This window comes from Microcella flavibacter (assembly GCF_012530535.1).
Classification (GTDB): domain Bacteria; phylum Actinomycetota; class Actinomycetes; order Actinomycetales; family Microbacteriaceae; genus Microcella; species Microcella flavibacter.
On the sequence record NZ_CP051299.1, the window covers coordinates 2,302,102 to 2,319,433 of the forward strand.

Sequence of the window (17,332 nt, forward strand, 5' to 3'; positions counted from 1 at the left end):
GATGAGCGGGATGCCCGAAGCCTGCCGCGGAGGGGCGCCGCACCCCGGCCGCGGCCGCGCCGCTACAGCCGGTCGAGCGCCTGCCGCACGTCGGCGACGAGGTCGGCCGCGTCCTCGATGCCGACGGAGAGCCGGATGATCGAGTCCGGAACCTCCAGCTCGGTGCCGCGGACGGAGGCGTGGGTCATCTCGCTCGGGTGGTTGACGAGCGACTCCACCCCGCCGAGCGATTCGGCGAGCGTGAACACGGTCAACGCCTCGGCGAAGGCGCGCGCGGCCGCGGCCCCTCCGACGAGGTCGAGCGAGAGCATCCCGCCGAAGCCGCTCATCTGCCGGGCGGCGAGGGCGTGCCCGGGGTGGTCGGCGAGGCCCGGGTAGTAGACCCGCGCGACGGCCGGGTGGCCGACGACGGCCTCGGCGAGGGACTGCGCGTTGGCGCTGTGGCGGTCCATGCGCACGGCGAGCGTCTTGATGCCGCGGGTCGTGAGCCACGCGTCGAGTGGGCCCGAGACGGCGCCGGCCGCGAACTGATGGAAGCCGACCTGCTCGGCGAGGGCGTCGTCGTTCATCACGAGGGCGCCGCCGAGCACGTCGGAGTGGCCGCCGAGGTACTTCGTCGTCGAGTGCACGACGACGTCGGCGCCGAGCGCGAGCGGCTGCTGCAGGTACGGGGTGGCGAAGGTGTTGTCGACGACGACGAGCGCGCCGACCGCGCGGGCCAGCTCGGAGAGCGCCGTCACGTCGGTGATCTTCATCATCGGGTTCGACGGGGTCTCGAGCCACAGCACGCGGGGCTTCAGCGTCTCGAGCGCCTCGCGGGTCGCGTCGAGGTCGCCGAGCTCGAGCGTCGTCAGGCCGATCTGCCAGTCGCCGAAGACGCGGCGCACGAGCCGGTGGGTGCCGCCGTAGACGTCGTTGCCCATGAGCACGTGGTCGCCGGGGCGCAGCACGGCGCGCAGCAGGGCGTCCTCCGCGGCGAGGCCCGAGGCGAAGCTGAAGGCGTGGGCGCCGCCCTCGAGCGCGGCGAGCTGCTGCTGCAGGGCATCCCGCGTGGGGTTGGTGCCGCGCGTGTACTCGTAGCCGTTGCGCAGCCCCCCGACGCCGTCCTGCGCGTAGGTGGTGCTGAAGTGCACGGGCGGGATGACCGCGCCGGTGCTCGCGTCGGGGCTCTGCCCGGCGTGGATGGCCCGGGTCGAGAAGCCGTGGGCGGCGTGCGGGTCGGGCGTGCTCATGCGTGAACTCCGGAGTCGGGGGTGGGGTCGGCGACGGCGGCGCCGGCCGGGTCGGTCGGGTCGGCATCGCCGTGGTCGCCGGCGGCGAGCGCCGCGACCAGGTCGTGCCGGCTCAGCAGGCCGACGGGGTCGCCGCCGTCGAGCACGAGCAGGGTGTCGGGCTGGCGGCCGCCGGCGCCGCGGGCGTCGAAGCGCTTCCGGGCGGCCTCGAGGCTCTCGTGCGCGCCCACGAAGGGCATCGTCGGGCCCATGGCGGCCGTCACCGGATCGGTCGGGGTCACCTCGCCGGCGGCGAGCGCGCGCAGCAGGCCGTGCGCGTCGACGGCGCCGAGCACCTCGCCCAGGCGCACCGCGGGCTCGCGGGTGAGCACGGGCAGCGCGCCCTCCGCTCCGGCGAGCGCCGCCACGGCGTCGGCCACGGTGTGCTCGCGCCGCAGGTGCGCCAGCGGGCGGGCCGGGGCGCCGAGCAGGTCGGCGACGGTGGGCGAGCCCTGCGGGTGCGAGAAGCCGTAGCGGTGCATCCAGTCGTCGTTGAAGATCTTGCCGAGGTAGCCGCGGCCGCCGTCGGGCAGCAGCACCACGACGACGTCGTCCGGGCCGAGCTCGCGGGCGACGTTCAGCGCGCCGACGACGGCCATGCCGCAGGATCCGCCGACGAGCAGGCCCTCCTCGCGGGCGAGGCGCAGCGTCATGTCGAAGGCCTCGGCGTCGGTGACGGCCTCGATGCGGTCGGCGACGGTCGGGTCGTAGGCGGCGGGCCAGAAGTCCTCGCCGACGCCCTCGACGAGGTAGGGCTCGCCGGTGCCGCCCGAGTAGACGCTGCCCTGCGGGTCGACGCCGACGATCCGCACGCGCTTCTCGCCGGCCCCCGCGCTGATCTCGCGCAGGTAGCGGCCGGTGCCGGTGATGGTGCCGCCGGTGCCGACGCCGGTGACGAAGTGGGTCACGCGGCCCTCGGTGTCGCGCCAGATCTCGGGACCGGTGGTTTCGTAGTGGCTCAGCGGGCCGTTCGGGTTCGAGTACTGGTCGGGCTTGAAGGCGCCGGGGATCTCGCGGGCCAGCCGGTCGCTCACCGAGTAGTACGAGCGCGGGTCGGTCGGCTCGACCGCGGTCGGCGTCACGACGATCTCGGCGCCGTAGGCGGTGAGCACGTTGCGCTTGTCCTCGCCGACCTTGTCGGGCAGCACGAAGACGCACTTGTAGCCGCGCTGCTGGGCGACGAGCGCGAGGCCGACGCCGGTGTTGCCGCTCGTTGGCTCGACGATCGTGCCGCCGGGTGTGAGCTTGCCCTCCCGCTCGGCCGCGTCGATGATGCGCGTCGCGATGCGGTCCTTCGCCGAGCCGCCGGGGTTGAAGTACTCGACCTTGGCGAGCACCGTCGCGCTGATCCCCTCCGTCACCCGGTTGAGCTTGACGAGGGGGGTGTCGCCGATCAGATCGACCACGGAGTTCGCGTACTTCATGGGCTCGAGCCTACCGGCGCCCGGCAGCGAGGAACCGGGGGTGGATGCTCGCCCTGAGCCGCGCATCCAGCACCCGCTTCGCACCCTGTCAGCCCGCCGTGATGCGCATCGGCGATACTGGGGGAACGCCTGCCGCGCCGCGGGCGCCGCCCCTCCCCGACGAGCTGGAGCCCCACCGTGCCGAACGACAACCTCACCGTCAAGCAGCAGCGCGAGCAGCGCCGCCAGGAGAAGGTCGCCGCCCTCAAGGCCAAGCAGGCCGCCGAGCGCCGCCGCAACCGCCTCGGCATCATCGGCGCCGTCGTCGGCGGCGTCGCCGTCGTCGCACTCATCGTCTCGATCGTCATCGTCAACGCGCAGCCGCAGGTCGACCCCGCGACGATCGAGGTCGCCGGCGTCGAGGAGTTCGAGGGGCTCGAGGGCACGCACGTGCAGGGCGTCGTCGACTACGAGATGACCCCGCCCGCGGGCGGCCCGCACAACCAGGTCTGGCTCAACTGCGGCATCTACGAGCAGCCCGTGCAGAGCGAGAACGCCGTGCACTCGCTCGAGCACGGCGCCGTCTGGGTGACCTACGACCCCTCGGTACTGAGCGAGGCCGAGATCGAGACCCTGCGCGACGCGGTGCCGAGCACCTACATGGTCGTCTCGCCGTTCGAGGGCCTCGAGAGCCCCGTCGTCGCGAGCGCCTGGGGCGCGCAGGTCTTCCTCGACGGCGTCGAGGACGAGCGGCTGGAGGACTTCGTCACGAAATACCTGCTCGCCGAAACCGCCCCGGAGCCCGGCGCCCTCTGCACCCAGGGGGTCGACGGGCAGGGTCGGGTGTCATGAGCCTCAGTACGAGCAGCGCGACGGACGACCCGCAGTCCCCGCCTCGGCCGCCGCGCGTCACCGCGCGCGCCGTCTGGGCGGGCGTCGCGCTCATCCTCATCGCCCTCGTCGCGGGCGTTCTGCTCGGGCGTGTCGGTGCCCCCGCCTCCGCATCCCCGGGCGAGACCAGCGCCGAGGCGGGCTTCGCCCGCGACATGCAGACCCACCACAACCAAGCAGTCGAGATGGCCATCCTCATCCGCGATCGCACCGACGACGACGAGATCCGGCTGCTCGCCCTCGACATCATGACGGCGCAGTCGCAGCAGGCGGGGCAGATGTTCGCCTGGCTCAACACCTGGGGCCTGCCGCAGACCGGCAGCGAGCCCGAGATGGCATGGATGACGCGGCCCGCGCTCGACGGCGAGTCGCAGGGCGGGGGTCACTCCTCCATGGAGATGGACGGTTCCATGCCCGGCTTCGCGACCGCGCAGCAGCTGCAGCAGCTGCGCGACGCCGAGGGCGTCGAGGCGGAACGGCTCTGGCTCGAGCTGATGATCGCCCATCACCAGGGCGGCATCGAGATGGCCGAGGCGGTGCTCGCCCGCAGCGAGGACCCTTTGGTCACCCCGCTGGCCACCAGCGCCGCGACGCTGCAGCAGAAGGAGATCGACTACATGACCGAGCTGCTCGAGGCCCGCTCCTAGCGACGCCGGGGCGCTCGCACGCGGCGCCGGGCGGCGATCAGCGGTCAGACCGTCGGCTCGACCGGCTCCGCCTCGACCGGCGCGATCGCCGGCCGGAACTCGGTCGACTGCTCCGCGACGAGCTGCGCGTAGACCCCGCCGAGGGCGAGCAGCTCGCCGTGCGTGCCGCTCTCGACGATGCGCCCGGCGTCGATGACGTGGATCACGTCGGCCCCGGCGACGGTCGAGAGCCGGTGCGCGATCGCGATGGTCGTACGGCCGCGCGCGGCCGAGTCGAGCGCCCCCTGCACGACGCGCTCCGACACCGAGTCGAGCGCGCTCGTCGCCTCGTCGAGGATGAGCACCGGCGGGTCCTTCAGCAGCACCCGCGCGATCGCGACGCGCTGCTTCTCGCCGCCCGAGAGCCGGTACCCCCGCTCGCCGACGACCGTGTCGTAGCCGTCGGGGAACGAGGCGATGGTGGCGTGGATGCTCGCCGCCCGGCAGGCCGCCTCGAGCTCCTCGTCCGTCGCCTCGGGCTTCGCGTAGCGCAGGTTCTCGGCGATGGTCGCGTGGAACAGGTAGGTCTCCTGGCTCACGATGCCGATCTGCGCGATGAGGCTGTCCTCGGTGAGCTCGCGCACGTCCGTTCCGGCGAAGAGAACGCGGCCGCTGCTCGCCTCGTGCAGGCGCGGGATCAGGTACGAGACCGTGGTCTTGCCGGCCCCGCTCGGGCCGACGAAGGCCACGAACTGCCCGGGCTCGACCTCGAAGGAGACGCGGTCGAGCGTCGGCCGCTGGTCGGCGGGAGCATCCGGGTACCGGAACACCACGTCGTCGAACCGGATGCGCCCCACCTGGGCGAGGTCGACGGGCCGGGCGTCGTCGCTCGGCGTGATGGCGGGCTTGAGGTCGAGGTACTCGAAGATGCGCGCGAAGAGGGCGCCCGAGGTCTGCAGGTCGAGGGCGACGCGCATGAGCCCGAGCAGCGGGAAGGTGAGGCGCGCTTGCACGGTCGTGAAGGCGACGATCGTGCCGGCGGTGACGGGAACGTCCTGCTGCAGCAGCCAGGCGGCGACGAGGTAGACGACCGCCGGGATGACGCTGAGGAACACGTTGACGAGCGCGAAGAACCACTGCCCGCTCATCTGCAGCTGCACCTGCAGCCCGCGCTGGGTGTCGTTCTCGGCCCGGTAGCGCTCGACCTCGGCGCCCTGCCGGTAGAAGCTCTTGGCGAGCATGATGCCCGAGACGCTCAGGGCCTCCTGCGTGATGGCGCTCATGTCGCTCAGCGACTCCTGCGTCTTCGTCGCGATGCGGGCGCGCACCTGGCCGACGCGCTGCTGGGCGATGACGAGCAGGGGCAGCAGCACGATGGCGACGAGCGTGAGCTGCCAGCTCAGCAGCAGCATCGCGACGAGCGCGGCGAGCACCGTCACGGTGTTGCCGATGACGCTCGAGACGGTGTTGTTGAGCACGCCGGCGACGCCGCCGACGTCGTTCTGCAGCCGCGACTGGATGACGCCGGTCTTGGTGCGGGTGAAGAAGGCGAGCTCCATCGACTGCAGGTGGTCGAAGAGCTTCACCCGCAGGCGCGCCATGACGGCGTTGCCGACGGTCGCCGTCAGGTACGTCTGCGCGATGCCGAGGCCCGCGCTCGCGACCCACAGCGCGAGCATGAGCCCGACGAGCATGAGCAGCACCGGCATGTTCGGCTCGCCCCCGGGCGGGAACAGCCCCTCGTCGAAGGCCCGCTGCGTCAGCAGGGGCGGCAGCACGCTGAGGGCCGCCCCGATGAGCACGAGCACGATCGTGACGATGATCATCGGCTTGTGCGGCGCGAAGAGCTCCGCGATGCGGCCGAGCAGGTTCGGGATGCGCGGCGCGGCGGCGTTCTCCGCCTTCTGCGCGGCGGCGTCGCTGCCCGAGACGCGTCCTCCGCGGCGGCCTCCGCCGTGCATGCCCATGCTCACGGGCCGAGCCTAGAGCCGGGTCGCCGTGCACGCGCCGAGAGGCCCGAGGGGATGCTCCCCCCGGGCCTCTCGATGCGGTGCGGGCCGATCAGCGCGGGCCGATCAGCCCTTCGTCGAGCCCGCCAGCAGGCCGCGCACGAAGTAGCGCTGCAGGCTGAAGAACACGATGAGCGGGATCACCAGCGAGATGAACGCGGCCGCCGGCAGTCGCTCCTGGTTGCGGCCGAAGTTGCCGACGAGCTCGCCGAGTCGTTGCGTCAGTGGCGCGACGTCGGCGGTGCCGCCGGAGAACACGAGCGCCACGAGCAGGTCGTTCCACACCCACAGGAACTGGAAGATGCCGATCGACGCGAGCGCCGGCAGGGCCAGGGGGATGATGATGCGGAAGAAGATCTGCGTGTGGTTCGCGCCGTCGACGCGCGCCGCCTCGATGACCTCGCCCGGGATCTCGGCGATGAAGTTGTGCATCAGGAAGATCGTCAGCGGCAGGCCGAAGATCGTGTGCGCGATCCACACCGCCGGGAACGTTCCGCTGATGCCGAGCACGGTCGAGAAGATCTGCAGCAGCGGGATGAGCGCCATCTGCAGCGGCACGATCTGCAGCGCGAAGATCAGCACGAACACCGCGCCCGAGCCCTTGAACTTGATCCACGCGAAGGCGTAGGCCGCCATCGTCGCCAGGATGATCGGGAACAGCGCCCCCGGGATGGCGATGACGAGCGAGTTCACGAAGTACGAGCCGAGGTTCGCCGAGCTCGCGCCCTGCGTGGTGAGCACCGCGGCGTAGTTGTCGAGCGTGAAGCTCGGGCTCACGAAGATGTTCCACCAGCCGTTGGAGCGGATCTCGTCCGGCGTGCGGATGGAGGAGACGAGCAGGCCGAAGGTCGGGATCGTCCAGATCACGGCGATGATGATCGCCGCGATCGTGGCGCCGGGCGAGGTCAGCTTCTGCTGCGCCTCGGCCGCCTTGGAGAGCTTCCTGGCCTGGCGCTTCTCGGCGCGCGCGTCGTTCTTCTGCCCGAGCGGGCGGTCGAGCTTCGCCTCGGCCTTGCCGGTCACGTCGGTCATCGGATCTCCTTCTGCTGACGCATGACGCGCACGTTGTAGACGACGATCGGCAGCACCATGAGGAACAGGACGAGCGCGAGGGCCGAGCCGTAGCCCTGCTCGCCGCGGTTGAAGGCCTGCGTGTACATCTCGTTGGCGACGACCGAGGTGTCGTACTGGCCGCCGGTCATGGCGCGCACGATGTCGAACACCTTGAGGGTGGCGATCGAGATCGTCGTGATGACGACGACGAGCGTGCCGCGGATGCCGGGGAGCGTCACGTTGCGGAACTGCTGCCAGGCGTTCGCGCCGTCGAGGCGGGCGGCCTCGATGATCTCGACGGGCACGCCCTTGATGGCGGCGGAGAGCAGCACCATGGCGAAACCGGTCTGGATCCACACCATGACGATGATGAGGAAGAAGGTGTTGGCGGGAGCGTTGACGAGGAACTGCTGCGGCTCCTGGCCGAGCCAGACGAGGATCTGGTTGAGCAGACCGATCTGCTCGCTGAAGCCCTCCTGGCGGTACTCGTACATGAACCGCCAGATGATGCCGGCGCCGACGAAGGAGATGGCCATCGGCATGAACACGAGCGACTTGAGGACCTTCTCGCCCTTGCTCTTGTCGATGAAGATCGCGTAGGCGAGGCCGATCGCCGTCGAGAGCGTCGGCACGAGGGCGACCCAGATGAGGGTGTTGCCGATCACGAGCAGGATCTGCGGCTGCGTGAACATCCAGACGAAGTTGTCGATGCCGACGAACTCGCGCCCGGTGCGGTCGAAGAACGCGAGCGTCGCGGTGCGCGCGGCCGGGTAGATCAGGCCGACGAGGAGGAGCAGCAGCGCCGGGGCCACGAAGGCCGTCAGCTGCCACGCATCACGCCCGCGCTTGGGCGCCCGATCGGCGAGGAAGAGGATGAGACCGACGACTGCGGCGAAGACCGCGAGCCCGAAGATCATGAGGCCGAATTTCTCGAAGAGATCGGACCAGAACTCCGACAAACCTCTCATACGGGTAAACCTCCATTGGTTCTCGTTCACGCTACCTGAGAGACCGGCCCGCCGGAGGACGAATCCTCCGACGGGCCGGCCGGTTCAGCTCATGGAGCCGGGTAACCCGAGGGGTTACGGGAAGGTGCTGTCGATCTGCGAGGTGACCTCGTCGGTCGAGGTTCCGCCGATCCAGTCCACCATGCCGGTCCAGAACGAGCTGGTGCCGACGGCGGCGGGCATGAGGTCGGAGGCGTCGAACCGGAAGACCGTGTCCTCACCCTGCAGGATCTCGATCGACTGGCGAGCGAGGTCCGACTGGGCGTTGGCCGGGTCGAGACCCTGGTTGGCCGAGATGACGCCGCCGAGCGAGATGCGGTTGTTGGCCCACAGGTCGCTGGCGAGGTAGGTCTGCACGGCGCCGGTCGCCTCGCTGTCGTTGAACGCGGCCACGAACTCGCCACCACCGGTGACGGCGGCGGGGTCATCCGCGTTGATCGGCGGGGTGAGGAAGGCCCAGACGTCGCCGTCCTCGGCCACGGTCACGCCCTCGCCCCACTGGGCCTCGTAGAAGGAGGCCTGGTGGTGCAGCGAGCAGGTGCCGTCGAGGATGGCGAGACCGCTGTCCTGGAAGGTGGTGGTGACGATCGAGTCGACGCCGCCGAAGCCGCCGTTGACGAACTCGTCGTTGAGGAGCACCTCGCCGACGCGGTCGAAGGCCTCGGTGACCTCGGGGCTGTTGAAGGGCAGCTCACCGGCGACCCACTGGTCGTAGGCCTCGGGGCCCGCGCCGCGCAGGACGAGGTCCTCGACCCAGTCGGTGCCGACCCAGCCGGTCGCGTCGCCCGAGCCGAAGCCCGCGCACCAGGGGCGGTAGGGGCCCTCGTTGCGCTCGGTCATCGTCTCGCTGAGCTCGATGAGCTCGTCGTACGTGGTCGGGATCTCGTAGCCGTTCTCCTCGAAGTCGGCCGGCGAGTACCAGACGTAGCCCTTGACGCTCGCCATGAGCGGCGCGGCGTAGAAGGTGCCGTCGACGGTGCCGTAGCCCTTCCACGACTCGCTCCAGAACTCGTCGACGTTGGCCTCGACGGACTCGGGGGCGGCGACGACGTAGCCGTCGGCGATGAGGCGCTGCAGCAGACCGGGCTGCGGCACGATCATGAGGTCGGGGGCGTCACCGGCGGCGGCGCGCACGTTGATCTGCGTCTCCGCCTCCTGCGTGCCCACGTAGTCGATGGTGATGCCGGTGCACGACTCGAAGTCGGACCAGGAGGTGACGAGGTTGTCGGCCTCGACGTCGATGATCGTCGCGTAGATCTCGACGGTCTCGCCCTCGAACTGGCCGTACTGCTCGTACTCGGTGCAGTCGGCGTCGCCGCCGCCGGCACCCGGCTCGTCAGCGGCGCAGCCGGCGAGCACGAGGCTCAGGGCGCCGATCGCCGCGGCCGGCGCGATGAGCCGGCGTCGGAGAGTGGAACGCATGTGTTTCCTCCTCATTGAGGGTTAGGACGGCGCCCCTCATGAGGAGGTGAGCCGCTCTGCTACGGAAGGTGGTGGTGGTTCTCGGTGCGGAACAAGCCCGATTGCGGCACAGGGCCGAAACGGTCGGGAACCGGTTCCAGCAGTCACGGTACGTCACGGGATGCTCGACCGCAACCCGGGCGGACCGGGCCGTTACCGATCCGTTGCCGTTCACGAGCCGTTCGCATCGCGGTCCCGCGCGGGAACGCGGTTCCCGACCGTTCCACGAGAGAGCGCTCCCACCTGGTACCGGTTCCACACGGGGTGAGATCCGGCTACACTCGCCCTCAGTGGAGCCGGGCGCGCACCGTCGCGCGGCCCGCGGCGCCCCCGCGGTGCCGGGCTCTCGTCCGATGGAGGACCCTCAGCATGAGCATCCTGGCCGATGTCGCGCGCATCGCGGGTGTGTCGAAGTCGACCGCCTCGCGGGCGCTCAGCGGGCGCGGCTACGTCTCCGACGACACCCGGCACCGCGTCGAGGCCGCCGCCGCCGAGCTCGGCTACGTCGTCTCCACGGCCGCGGCGAGCCTCGTCACCGGCCGCACGCGCAACGTCGGCGTGGTCATCCCGTACATCAACCGCTGGTACTTCGGCGAGGTGCTCGAGGGCATCGAGTCGGCGCTCATCCGCGCGGGCTACGACCTGACCCTCTACCGGCTCAGCACCGACATCGACCTGCGCCGCCGGGTCTTCGACTACTTCCTCGTGCGCAAGCGCGTCGACGCCGTCATCTCCGTCGCCATCGCGCTCAGCCGGCACGAGGTGCAGATGCTCGAGGCGCTCGGCAAGCCGCTCGTCGGCATCGGCGGCCGCATCGACGGCATCCCCTCGCTCTCGATCGACGACGTCGAGACCGCGCGGCTCGCCACCGAGCACCTGCTGAGCCTCGGGCACACCCGCATCATGCACATCGGCGGCGATCAGAACGAGCAGATGGATTTCCGCGTGCACTCGCAGCGCTACGTCGGGTTCCGGCGCGCGCTCGACGCGGCCGGCATCGGGGTCGACGACGACTTCCGCGACGCCGACTTCTCCATCCAGGGCGGCTACGCCGCGGGCCTCGCCGTGCTCGGCGACCCGCGCACGCGCCCCACGGCGATCTTCGCGGGCTGCGATGAGATCGCCATCGGCATCATGACGGCCGCGCGACAGCTCGGCATCGCCATCCCGGCCGAGCTCTCGATCATCGGCGTCGACGGGCACCCGCTCGCCGAGATGCACGGCCTCACCACGGTCACGCAGAACCCCGGCGACCAGGGCCGGCGCGCGGTCGAGCTGCTGCTCGAGCAGCTCGAGGGGGCGCCCGCTGCGACGACGGATGCCGCGCCCGCGGAGGAGCACGTGGTGCTGCCGACGACGCTCACCGTGCGCACCTCCACGGCGATGCGCCGCGAGCCGGCGACGTCGCGCGGCTGACGCCGGGCATCCCGCCGCCGCTCGCCCTGTGGGCGGGCCCCCACCGCGTCGACGCCCGCCGGCACCGCCGCGCCCGCCGGTGTCGAGCCCGGGAACGCCGAAGGGCGCCGCCCCGACGGATCGGAGCGGCGCCCTGGGTGCCCCGCGATGCGGGGCGGGGACTACTTGAGCGTGACGGTGGCGCCGGCGGCCTCGAGCTGGCCCTTGGCCTTCTCGGCGGTCTCCTTGTTGGCACCCTCGATGACGGTCGCGGGGGCGCCGTCGACGAGCGCCTTCGCCTCGCCGAGGCCGAGGCTCGTGAGCGCGCGGACCTCCTTGATGACCTGGATCTTCTTCTCGCCGGCGGCCTCGAGGACGACGTCGAAGGAATCCTTCTCCTCGACCTCCTCGGCGGCAGCGGCGGGGCCGGCGGCAGCGGCGACCGCGACGGGCGCGGCGGCGGTGACCTCGAAGACCTCTTCGAACTTCTTCACGAACTCGCTGAGCTCGATGAGCGAGAGCTCCTTGAACGCCTCGATGAGCTCGTCGGTGGTGAGCTTGGCCATGATTGTCTCCTTCTGGTTGTTTCTCGTCGTGAACCGGTCAGCTGAGATCAGCTGCCGGACTCCTGCTTCTGCCGCAGCGCGTCAACGGCGCGGGCGGCCTGCGCCAGCGGCGCGTTGAACATGTACGCGGCACCGAACAGCGAGGCCTTGACGGCACCGGCGAGCTTCGCCAGCACCACCTCCCGGCTCTCGAGCTCGGCGAGCTTCATGACCTCGGCGGCGTCGAGCGGGTTACCGTCGAAGTAACCGCCCTTCACAACGAGGCTGGGGTTTGCCTTGGCAAAGTCGCGCAGAGCCTTCGCGACGGTGACGGGGTCACCGCTCACGAACGCGATCGCGGAGGGGCCGGCGAGCATGTCATCGAGCGAGTCGATGCCTGCCTGGTTGGCCGCGATCTTGGTCAGCGTGTTCTTCACCACGGCGTACGACGCGTCTGCAGCGATGGTCGTGCGCAGCTGCTTGAGCTGGGCCACCGTGAGACCGCGGTACTCGGTGAGCAGAACGGCGGTCGAGCTGGAGAAGAGTTCCTTCAGCTCGGCGACCGTTGCTTCCTTGTTCGCCATGGTGCTCCTTACGGTTGTCGTGGGTGTTCACCATCGACTCCGGGAACCCGGCCGCGAAACGACGAAAGCTCCGGCGCAGGCGCACGGAGCTTCTTCGCCCCGCGCACCCGATGGGTGGGATGCGGAGCGGATCTCTTCTGTGTCACCTGCGCGGGCCCTCGCCGACCTCGATGATGAGGAGCGAGCCTTCGACCGGCGCTCCCGCCCGAGTTCGCACTCGAGCCGGGCACGCCGATAGCCGGCGGTCTTTGGCAGAGGCCAGAGTACGGCAGACCGGGCTGCGCGCCAAATCGTGCGCCGGGCATCCCGTCGCCGCAGCGCGCGCCGCACGGGTCAGACGTGGTCGAGCCAGCTGTGCTGCGGGTCGTAGCCGAGGTCGCGGCGGGCGGCGTCGATCGACAGCAGGGTCTCGCGGCCCTCGACCGGGCGGCTGAGGGGCACCTCGGGGAACTCCTCGGCCATCAGCTCGGCGCTGTCGCGCCGCATCGTCGTGTCGGCCGCGGCGATGATGTACGTCGCGTAGTGGTCGCGCTCGACGGCGAGCGCCCGCTCGACCGCCTGGGCGCCGTCGCGGCGGTCGATGTAGCCCCACAGGTTCCAGCGACGCACGCTCGCGTCGTCCTGCCAGGAGGGGTACTCGGCGTAGTCCTCGATCGCCATGACGTTGCTGAACCGCAGGCCGGTGATCGTGAGGCCGGGGGTGAGGCGCATGAGCTTCGTCGCCAGCTCCTCCTCGAGGTGCTTGCCGACCGCGTACATGTAGTTCGGGCGGGTCTCGGCGACCTCGTCGATCGGGGCGTACGGCGGCGCCTCGGTGAGCGGAAGGCCGAGCAGCGTCTCGCTCGAGGCGTGCACGATGCGGCGCACCCCCGCGCGGCGCGCGGCCTGGAAGACGTTGATCGTCATCGCCAGGTTGTCCTGCAGCAGCGCGGTGTCGGGGCGCAGGCCGGGCGCGGGCGTCGCGGCGAGGTGCACGATCGCGTCGAGGCCGTCGTGGCGCTCGTCGACGCCGGCGATCGCGTCGGCGACCTGGCCGTAGTCGGTCATGTCGATCTGCACGAAGCCGGTGCCTCGTTCGCCGCGCGAGTCGAATCCGACGACCGTGTGGCCGGCCTCGCGCAGGCGCTCGACGACGGCGACGCCGAGCTTGCCGCTGGAACCGGTGACGACGATGCGCATGAGGGCCTCTCGGGGGTCGATCGGGGGCGCCGGGCGCTCCCGGGCCGCGGCGAGCCTAGCCCTCGGCGCTGGGCGGATCGCTCAGGCCGGGCGCCGCCGCGGCCGGGGCCGGCGTCTCCGCCGCGACCGCCTGATCGCCCGCCCCGCGCGGCAGCGAGATGCGGAACACCGTCTCCCCCGGCCGCGAGGCGACGGTGACCTCGCCGCGGTGGGCGGCGACGACCCCCGCGACGATCGCGAGACCGAGCCCCGTCGAGCCGGTGGCGCGCGAGCGCGAGGTGTCGGCGCGGGCGAAGCGCTCGAACAGCACCGGCATGATCTCGGGCGGGATGCCCGGGCCGGTGTCGGTGATCGTGACGAGCGCGCGCCCCTCGAGCGACCCGAGCGCCGCGGTGACGCGCGTGCCCGCGGGGGTGTGCACCCGCGCGTTGGCCAGCAGGTTGGCGACGACTTGGTGCAGTCGATGCGGGTCGCCGGTGACGATCACCGGCGTCTCGGGCACCCGCACCTCCCACTCGTGCTCGTCGCTCGTCGCCCGCGCATCCGCCACCGCGTCGACGAGCACCCGGCCGAGGTCGACGGCATCGCGGCGCAGGGCGCTGCCCTCGTCGAGCCGGGCGAGCAGGAGGAGATCCTCGACGAGCGCGGTCATCCGCACCGATTCGGACTCGATGCGGCTGAGCGCATGCCGGATGTCGTCGGGCAGCGCGTGCCCGCTGCGGCGGGTGAGCTCGGAGTAGCCGCGGATGGCGGCGAGCGGGGTGCGCAGCTCGTGGCTCGCGTCGGCGACGAAGCGGCGCACCTTCTGCTCGCTCGCCTGGCGGGCGTCGAAGGCCGACTGCACGTGCTCGAGCATGCGCCGGAACGCGCCGCCGAGCTGGCCCACCTCGGTGTCGGGATCGGTCGGCAGCTCGGGGATGCGCTCGGCGAGGGCGACGGTGCCGCGGTCGAGCGGCAGGGTCGCGACCTCGGTGGCCGTCTCGCGGATGCGGCGCAGCGGGCGGAGGCCGACCTTCACGACCTCGCGGCCGAGCACCGCCGCGACGACGAGCGTGCCGACGAGCACGGCCGAGATGACGGCGCCGAGCCGCGCGATCGTGATCGTGACGTCGCGGGTCGAGAGGCCGACGACGAGCGCGGACTCGTCGTCGAGCGGCACGGCGAGCACGCGGAACTCGCCCAGCCCGCCGGGGAACCGCAGCGTGCGCGGGCTCTCGATCACGGCGCCCGTGAGCACCTCGAGCTGCGCGCCGGTGAGGGGACGCTCGCGCAGGTCGCTGTCGAGGTAGGCCGCGCTCGCGCCGCCCCCCGCGCCGACGACGCCGATGAGTGTCTCGACGGGGATGCCGCGGCCGTCGAAGCCGAAGACCTCCTCGCCGGCGGCGCCCGCGGCGACCTGCCGGATGCGCTGCGCGGTGTCGCGCAGCTCCTGGTCGAGCTGGTCGACGAGGTTGGCGCGCAGGAAGACGACGCTCAGCACGCCGATGCCGAGGGTGGCGAAGGCGAGGAGGGCGAGGACGCCGGCGATCAGCCGCTGCTGCAGCGACCAGCCGTCGATCATCCCGCGGCCGGCTTGATGAGGTACCCGACCCCGCGGACGGTGTGGATCATGGGCGGCCCGAGGGTGTCGATCTTCTTGCGCAGGTACGAGATGTAGATCTCGACGATGCTCGAGCGACCGCCGAAGTCGTAGCTCCACACCCGGTCGAGGATCTGCGCCTTGCTGAGCACGCGGCGCGGGTTGCGCATGAGGTACCGCAGCAGCTCGAATTCGGTGGCGGTGAGCTCGACCTCCTTCTCGCCGCGACGCACCTCGTAGCTCTCCTCGTTGAGCACGAGGTCGCCGACGTGCAGCTCGGGGTCGGGGCGCTCGCTGATCACCATGGCGCTGCGGCGGATGAGGCCGCGCAGGCGGGCGACGAGCTCCTCGAGGCTGAAGGGCTTGGTGACGTAGTCGTCGCCGCCCGCGGTGAGGCCGACGACACGATCGTCGACCGAGTCCTTCGCGGTGAGGAAGAGCACCGGCACGTCGCGGCCGTCGGTGCGCATGCGGCGCAGCACCTCGAGCCCGTCGATGTCGGGCAGCATGATGTCGAGCACGACGACGTCGGGGGCGAACTCGCGGCCGTGCTGCAGGGCGTCCTGCCCGGTCAGCGCCGTGCGCACCTCCCAGCCCTCGTACCGCAGGGCCATCGAGACGAGGTCGGCGAGCGAGGGCTCGTCATCGACCACGAGCGCCCGGATCGGCGAGCCGTCGGCGTGCGTGAGACGGGCGGAGGCGGCGGGCTCGAGGGACGCGTCGGGGGCGGACATGTCTCCAGTCTGCCCCTCGACCTATGAGGCGGCTTGGAGCCCGCCCGATGAGCGCTCAGCGCCCGGGCTCACGGGGGGACGACGCCGGTCCCCCAGGCAGGGGACTCCCGCCGCGCGAGCCGCGCGAAGCGCACGAGCCCGAACAGCACCAGCCAGCCGATGCCGATCGAGGTGGCGACGAGCTCGAGGTGGCTGCCGAAGCGGTCGTTCCAGCGCAGCAGCGACAGCAGCCCGCCGACGCCCGCGACGAGCGCCACCGAGACCGCGGCCGAGAGCGACAGGCGCGACAGCAGCCGGTGCCCCGGCGCGAACGCCACCTGCAGCATCGCCCAGGCGGCCGCGGCGAAGGCGACGACCGCCGAGAGCGTGTGCACGAAGTCCTGCACGGTGAAGGTCGGGCCCACCGGTAGCGGGCAGCCGGCGGTGCAGGGCACCTGCGAGGCGACGAGGAAGCCCGCGCACGCCACCACCAGGCTCGCGGCGGGGCGGCCGGCCCGCAGCCCCGGCGTCGCGCTGCGCAGGTCGCGCACGGCCCAGGCGATGAGCACGCCGCCCGCGACGAGCAGCAGCAGGGCGACCTCGAACGCGAGCGCGGTGGGCTCGCCATCGGCTCCGAGCTCGCTCACGTACAGCTCGCGCGGCACGGTCAGGCGCGCCGCCCAGATGACGACGAGGGATGCCAGCACGAGGCCCGCGCCGAGAAGGGCCATCACGGCGTCGCGGCGACGGCCGGGGATGCGACCGGGCACGGGTCAGCGCGCTCGCGCCGAGACGGACTCGGCCGGAGCATCCCCCGCGCCCCGCTGCCCGACGCGCGACCGCGACAGGCGCACGATGCCCGCCCCGACGAGACCGATGACGGCCGCGATGAGGATGACGTAGAAGGCGACGGAGAGGTAGCCGTTGGCGGAGGTGTCGGGGTTGAGGAAGGGGTACGGGTACCAGGCGCCGTCGAGCACCGGGTCGTAGACGAGCGGGCCGCGCACGAGCGTGTACACGGCCCAGACGAGGGGGAAGGCGATGATCGCGATGACGGCTCGCCACTCGAGCGGGCGACGGCCCGGCCCGAACAGCCAGTCGACCAGCATGTACAGCGGGCCCCACACGTGCAGGATCTCGTTCGACCAGTCGAGGGTGGCGCCCTGCGGCAGTTCGATGCCGCGCAGCAGCAGGTTGTAGACGATGCCCGTCGTCACCATGTACGTCGTCACCGCGGCGCGCAGCACGAGCAGCCACGTCGGCGTGCGGCCGAGCAGGGTCGCCCCGATCGCCATCGTCAGCACGACCACGGCGGCGGCGTTCGACTCGACGGTGAAGAAGCTGAAGAAGTTCGTCAGCCGGAAGGCGGTGTCGGTGAGCCCCTCCCGCTGCCAGAACGCGAGCGAGGTGACGATCTGGCCCGCGATCGCGGCCCCGATCGCGAGGAGGGCGACCGCGCGCAGCGCGGAGAAGGCGAGGCTCACGGCGGGGTCTTTCGTCCAGGGCGGCGGCGCCGCTGAGCACGATGCTAAACGGCGCTCCTGCTCGACGGGGAGGAATTCGTCGAACACTCGTGACGGGAGCGAAACACGCGGGGCGCTCCGGCGCGGTTGACT

General features: G+C 71.5%; 16 protein-coding genes. 3 read left to right on the forward strand and 13 right to left on the reverse strand.

What is annotated here, in order from left to right:
* Positions 1–62 precede the first annotated feature (62 nt).
* Positions 63–1,232: a cystathionine gamma-synthase gene (locus tag HGB54_RS10925; protein WP_168916446.1), complete on the reverse strand. Its 1,170-nt coding sequence runs from the start codon at positions 1,230–1,232 to the stop codon at positions 63–65.
* Positions 1,229–2,695, reverse strand: a complete 1,467-nt coding sequence (locus HGB54_RS10930) for a cystathionine beta-synthase (RefSeq protein ID WP_168916447.1) — start codon at positions 2,693–2,695, stop codon at positions 1,229–1,231. Before HGB54_RS10930 ends, HGB54_RS10925 begins: the two co-directional genes overlap by 4 nt.
* 177 nt (positions 2,696–2,872) lie before the next feature.
* Between HGB54_RS10930 and HGB54_RS10935 the strand changes: the two genes are divergently transcribed.
* Positions 2,873–3,526 (forward strand): DUF3105 domain-containing protein, encoded by a 654-nt coding sequence (locus tag HGB54_RS10935; RefSeq protein WP_228545806.1) that lies wholly within the window; start codon positions 2,873–2,875, stop codon positions 3,524–3,526.
* Positions 3,523–4,212 carry a DUF305 domain-containing protein gene (locus tag HGB54_RS10940; RefSeq protein WP_168916448.1) on the forward strand — a complete coding sequence of 230 codons (690 nt, stop codon included), beginning with the start codon at positions 3,523–3,525 and terminating at the stop codon, positions 4,210–4,212. The genes HGB54_RS10935 and HGB54_RS10940 overlap by 4 nt, the downstream gene beginning before the upstream one ends.
* Before the next feature lie 44 nt (positions 4,213–4,256).
* Here the strand turns inward: HGB54_RS10940 and HGB54_RS10945 are convergent, their stop codons facing one another.
* The 4 genes from HGB54_RS10945 to HGB54_RS10960 form a co-directional block, all read right to left on the reverse strand.
* Positions 4,257–6,158 (reverse strand): ABC transporter ATP-binding protein, encoded by a 1,902-nt coding sequence (locus HGB54_RS10945; protein ID WP_168916963.1) that lies wholly within the window; start codon positions 6,156–6,158, stop codon positions 4,257–4,259.
* A 108-nt stretch (positions 6,159–6,266) separates the two neighbouring features.
* Complete coding sequence (locus HGB54_RS10950; RefSeq protein ID WP_168916449.1) at positions 6,267–7,232, reverse strand: carbohydrate ABC transporter permease; 966 nt, start codon at positions 7,230–7,232, stop codon at positions 6,267–6,269.
* Positions 7,229–8,221, reverse strand: coding sequence for a carbohydrate ABC transporter permease (locus HGB54_RS10955; protein WP_228545807.1), 993 nt, complete (start codon positions 8,219–8,221; stop codon positions 7,229–7,231). The genes HGB54_RS10950 and HGB54_RS10955 overlap by 4 nt, the downstream gene beginning before the upstream one ends.
* Before the next feature lie 114 nt (positions 8,222–8,335).
* Positions 8,336–9,682: an ABC transporter substrate-binding protein gene (locus tag HGB54_RS10960; protein WP_168916450.1), complete on the reverse strand. Its 1,347-nt coding sequence runs from the start codon at positions 9,680–9,682 to the stop codon at positions 8,336–8,338.
* Positions 9,683–10,090: 408 nt separating this feature from the next.
* Here HGB54_RS10960 and HGB54_RS10965 point away from each other — a divergent pair, with 408 nt between their 5' ends.
* A complete protein-coding gene (locus tag HGB54_RS10965; protein WP_168916451.1) occupies positions 10,091–11,137 on the forward strand; it encodes a LacI family DNA-binding transcriptional regulator in 1,047 nt (348 codons plus the stop codon).
* Between the two features lie 161 nt (positions 11,138–11,298).
* Here HGB54_RS10965 and rplL read toward each other — a convergent pair whose 3' ends face one another.
* The 7 genes from rplL to HGB54_RS11000 all read right to left on the reverse strand — a co-directional run bounded on the left by rplL (position 11,299) and on the right by HGB54_RS11000 (position 17,200).
* Positions 11,299–11,682, reverse strand: coding sequence for a 50S ribosomal protein L7/L12 (gene rplL, locus HGB54_RS10970; RefSeq protein ID WP_168916452.1), 384 nt, complete (start codon positions 11,680–11,682; stop codon positions 11,299–11,301).
* A gap of 47 nt (positions 11,683–11,729) precedes the next feature.
* Positions 11,730–12,245, reverse strand: coding sequence for a 50S ribosomal protein L10 (gene rplJ, locus HGB54_RS10975; protein ID WP_168916453.1), 516 nt, complete (start codon positions 12,243–12,245; stop codon positions 11,730–11,732).
* A 333-nt stretch (positions 12,246–12,578) separates the two neighbouring features.
* A complete protein-coding gene (locus tag HGB54_RS10980; RefSeq protein ID WP_168916454.1) occupies positions 12,579–13,424 on the reverse strand; it encodes an NAD-dependent epimerase/dehydratase family protein in 846 nt (281 codons plus the stop codon).
* Positions 13,425–13,479: 55 nt separating this feature from the next.
* Positions 13,480–14,985 (reverse strand): sensor histidine kinase, encoded by a 1,506-nt coding sequence (locus HGB54_RS10985; protein WP_168916455.1) that lies wholly within the window; start codon positions 14,983–14,985, stop codon positions 13,480–13,482.
* A complete protein-coding gene (locus tag HGB54_RS10990) occupies positions 14,982–15,737 on the reverse strand; it encodes a response regulator transcription factor (RefSeq protein ID WP_168916456.1) in 756 nt (251 codons plus the stop codon). The genes HGB54_RS10985 and HGB54_RS10990 overlap by 4 nt, the downstream gene beginning before the upstream one ends.
* Positions 15,738–15,805: 68 nt before the next feature.
* Positions 15,806–16,486 (reverse strand): DUF998 domain-containing protein, encoded by a 681-nt coding sequence (locus HGB54_RS10995; protein WP_228545808.1) that lies wholly within the window; start codon positions 16,484–16,486, stop codon positions 15,806–15,808.
* Positions 16,487–16,489: 3 nt separating this feature from the next.
* Positions 16,490–17,200 carry a Pr6Pr family membrane protein gene (locus HGB54_RS11000; RefSeq protein WP_228545809.1) on the reverse strand — a complete coding sequence of 237 codons (711 nt, stop codon included), beginning with the start codon at positions 17,198–17,200 and terminating at the stop codon, positions 16,490–16,492.
* Between the last annotated feature and the right edge of the window lie 132 nt (positions 17,201–17,332).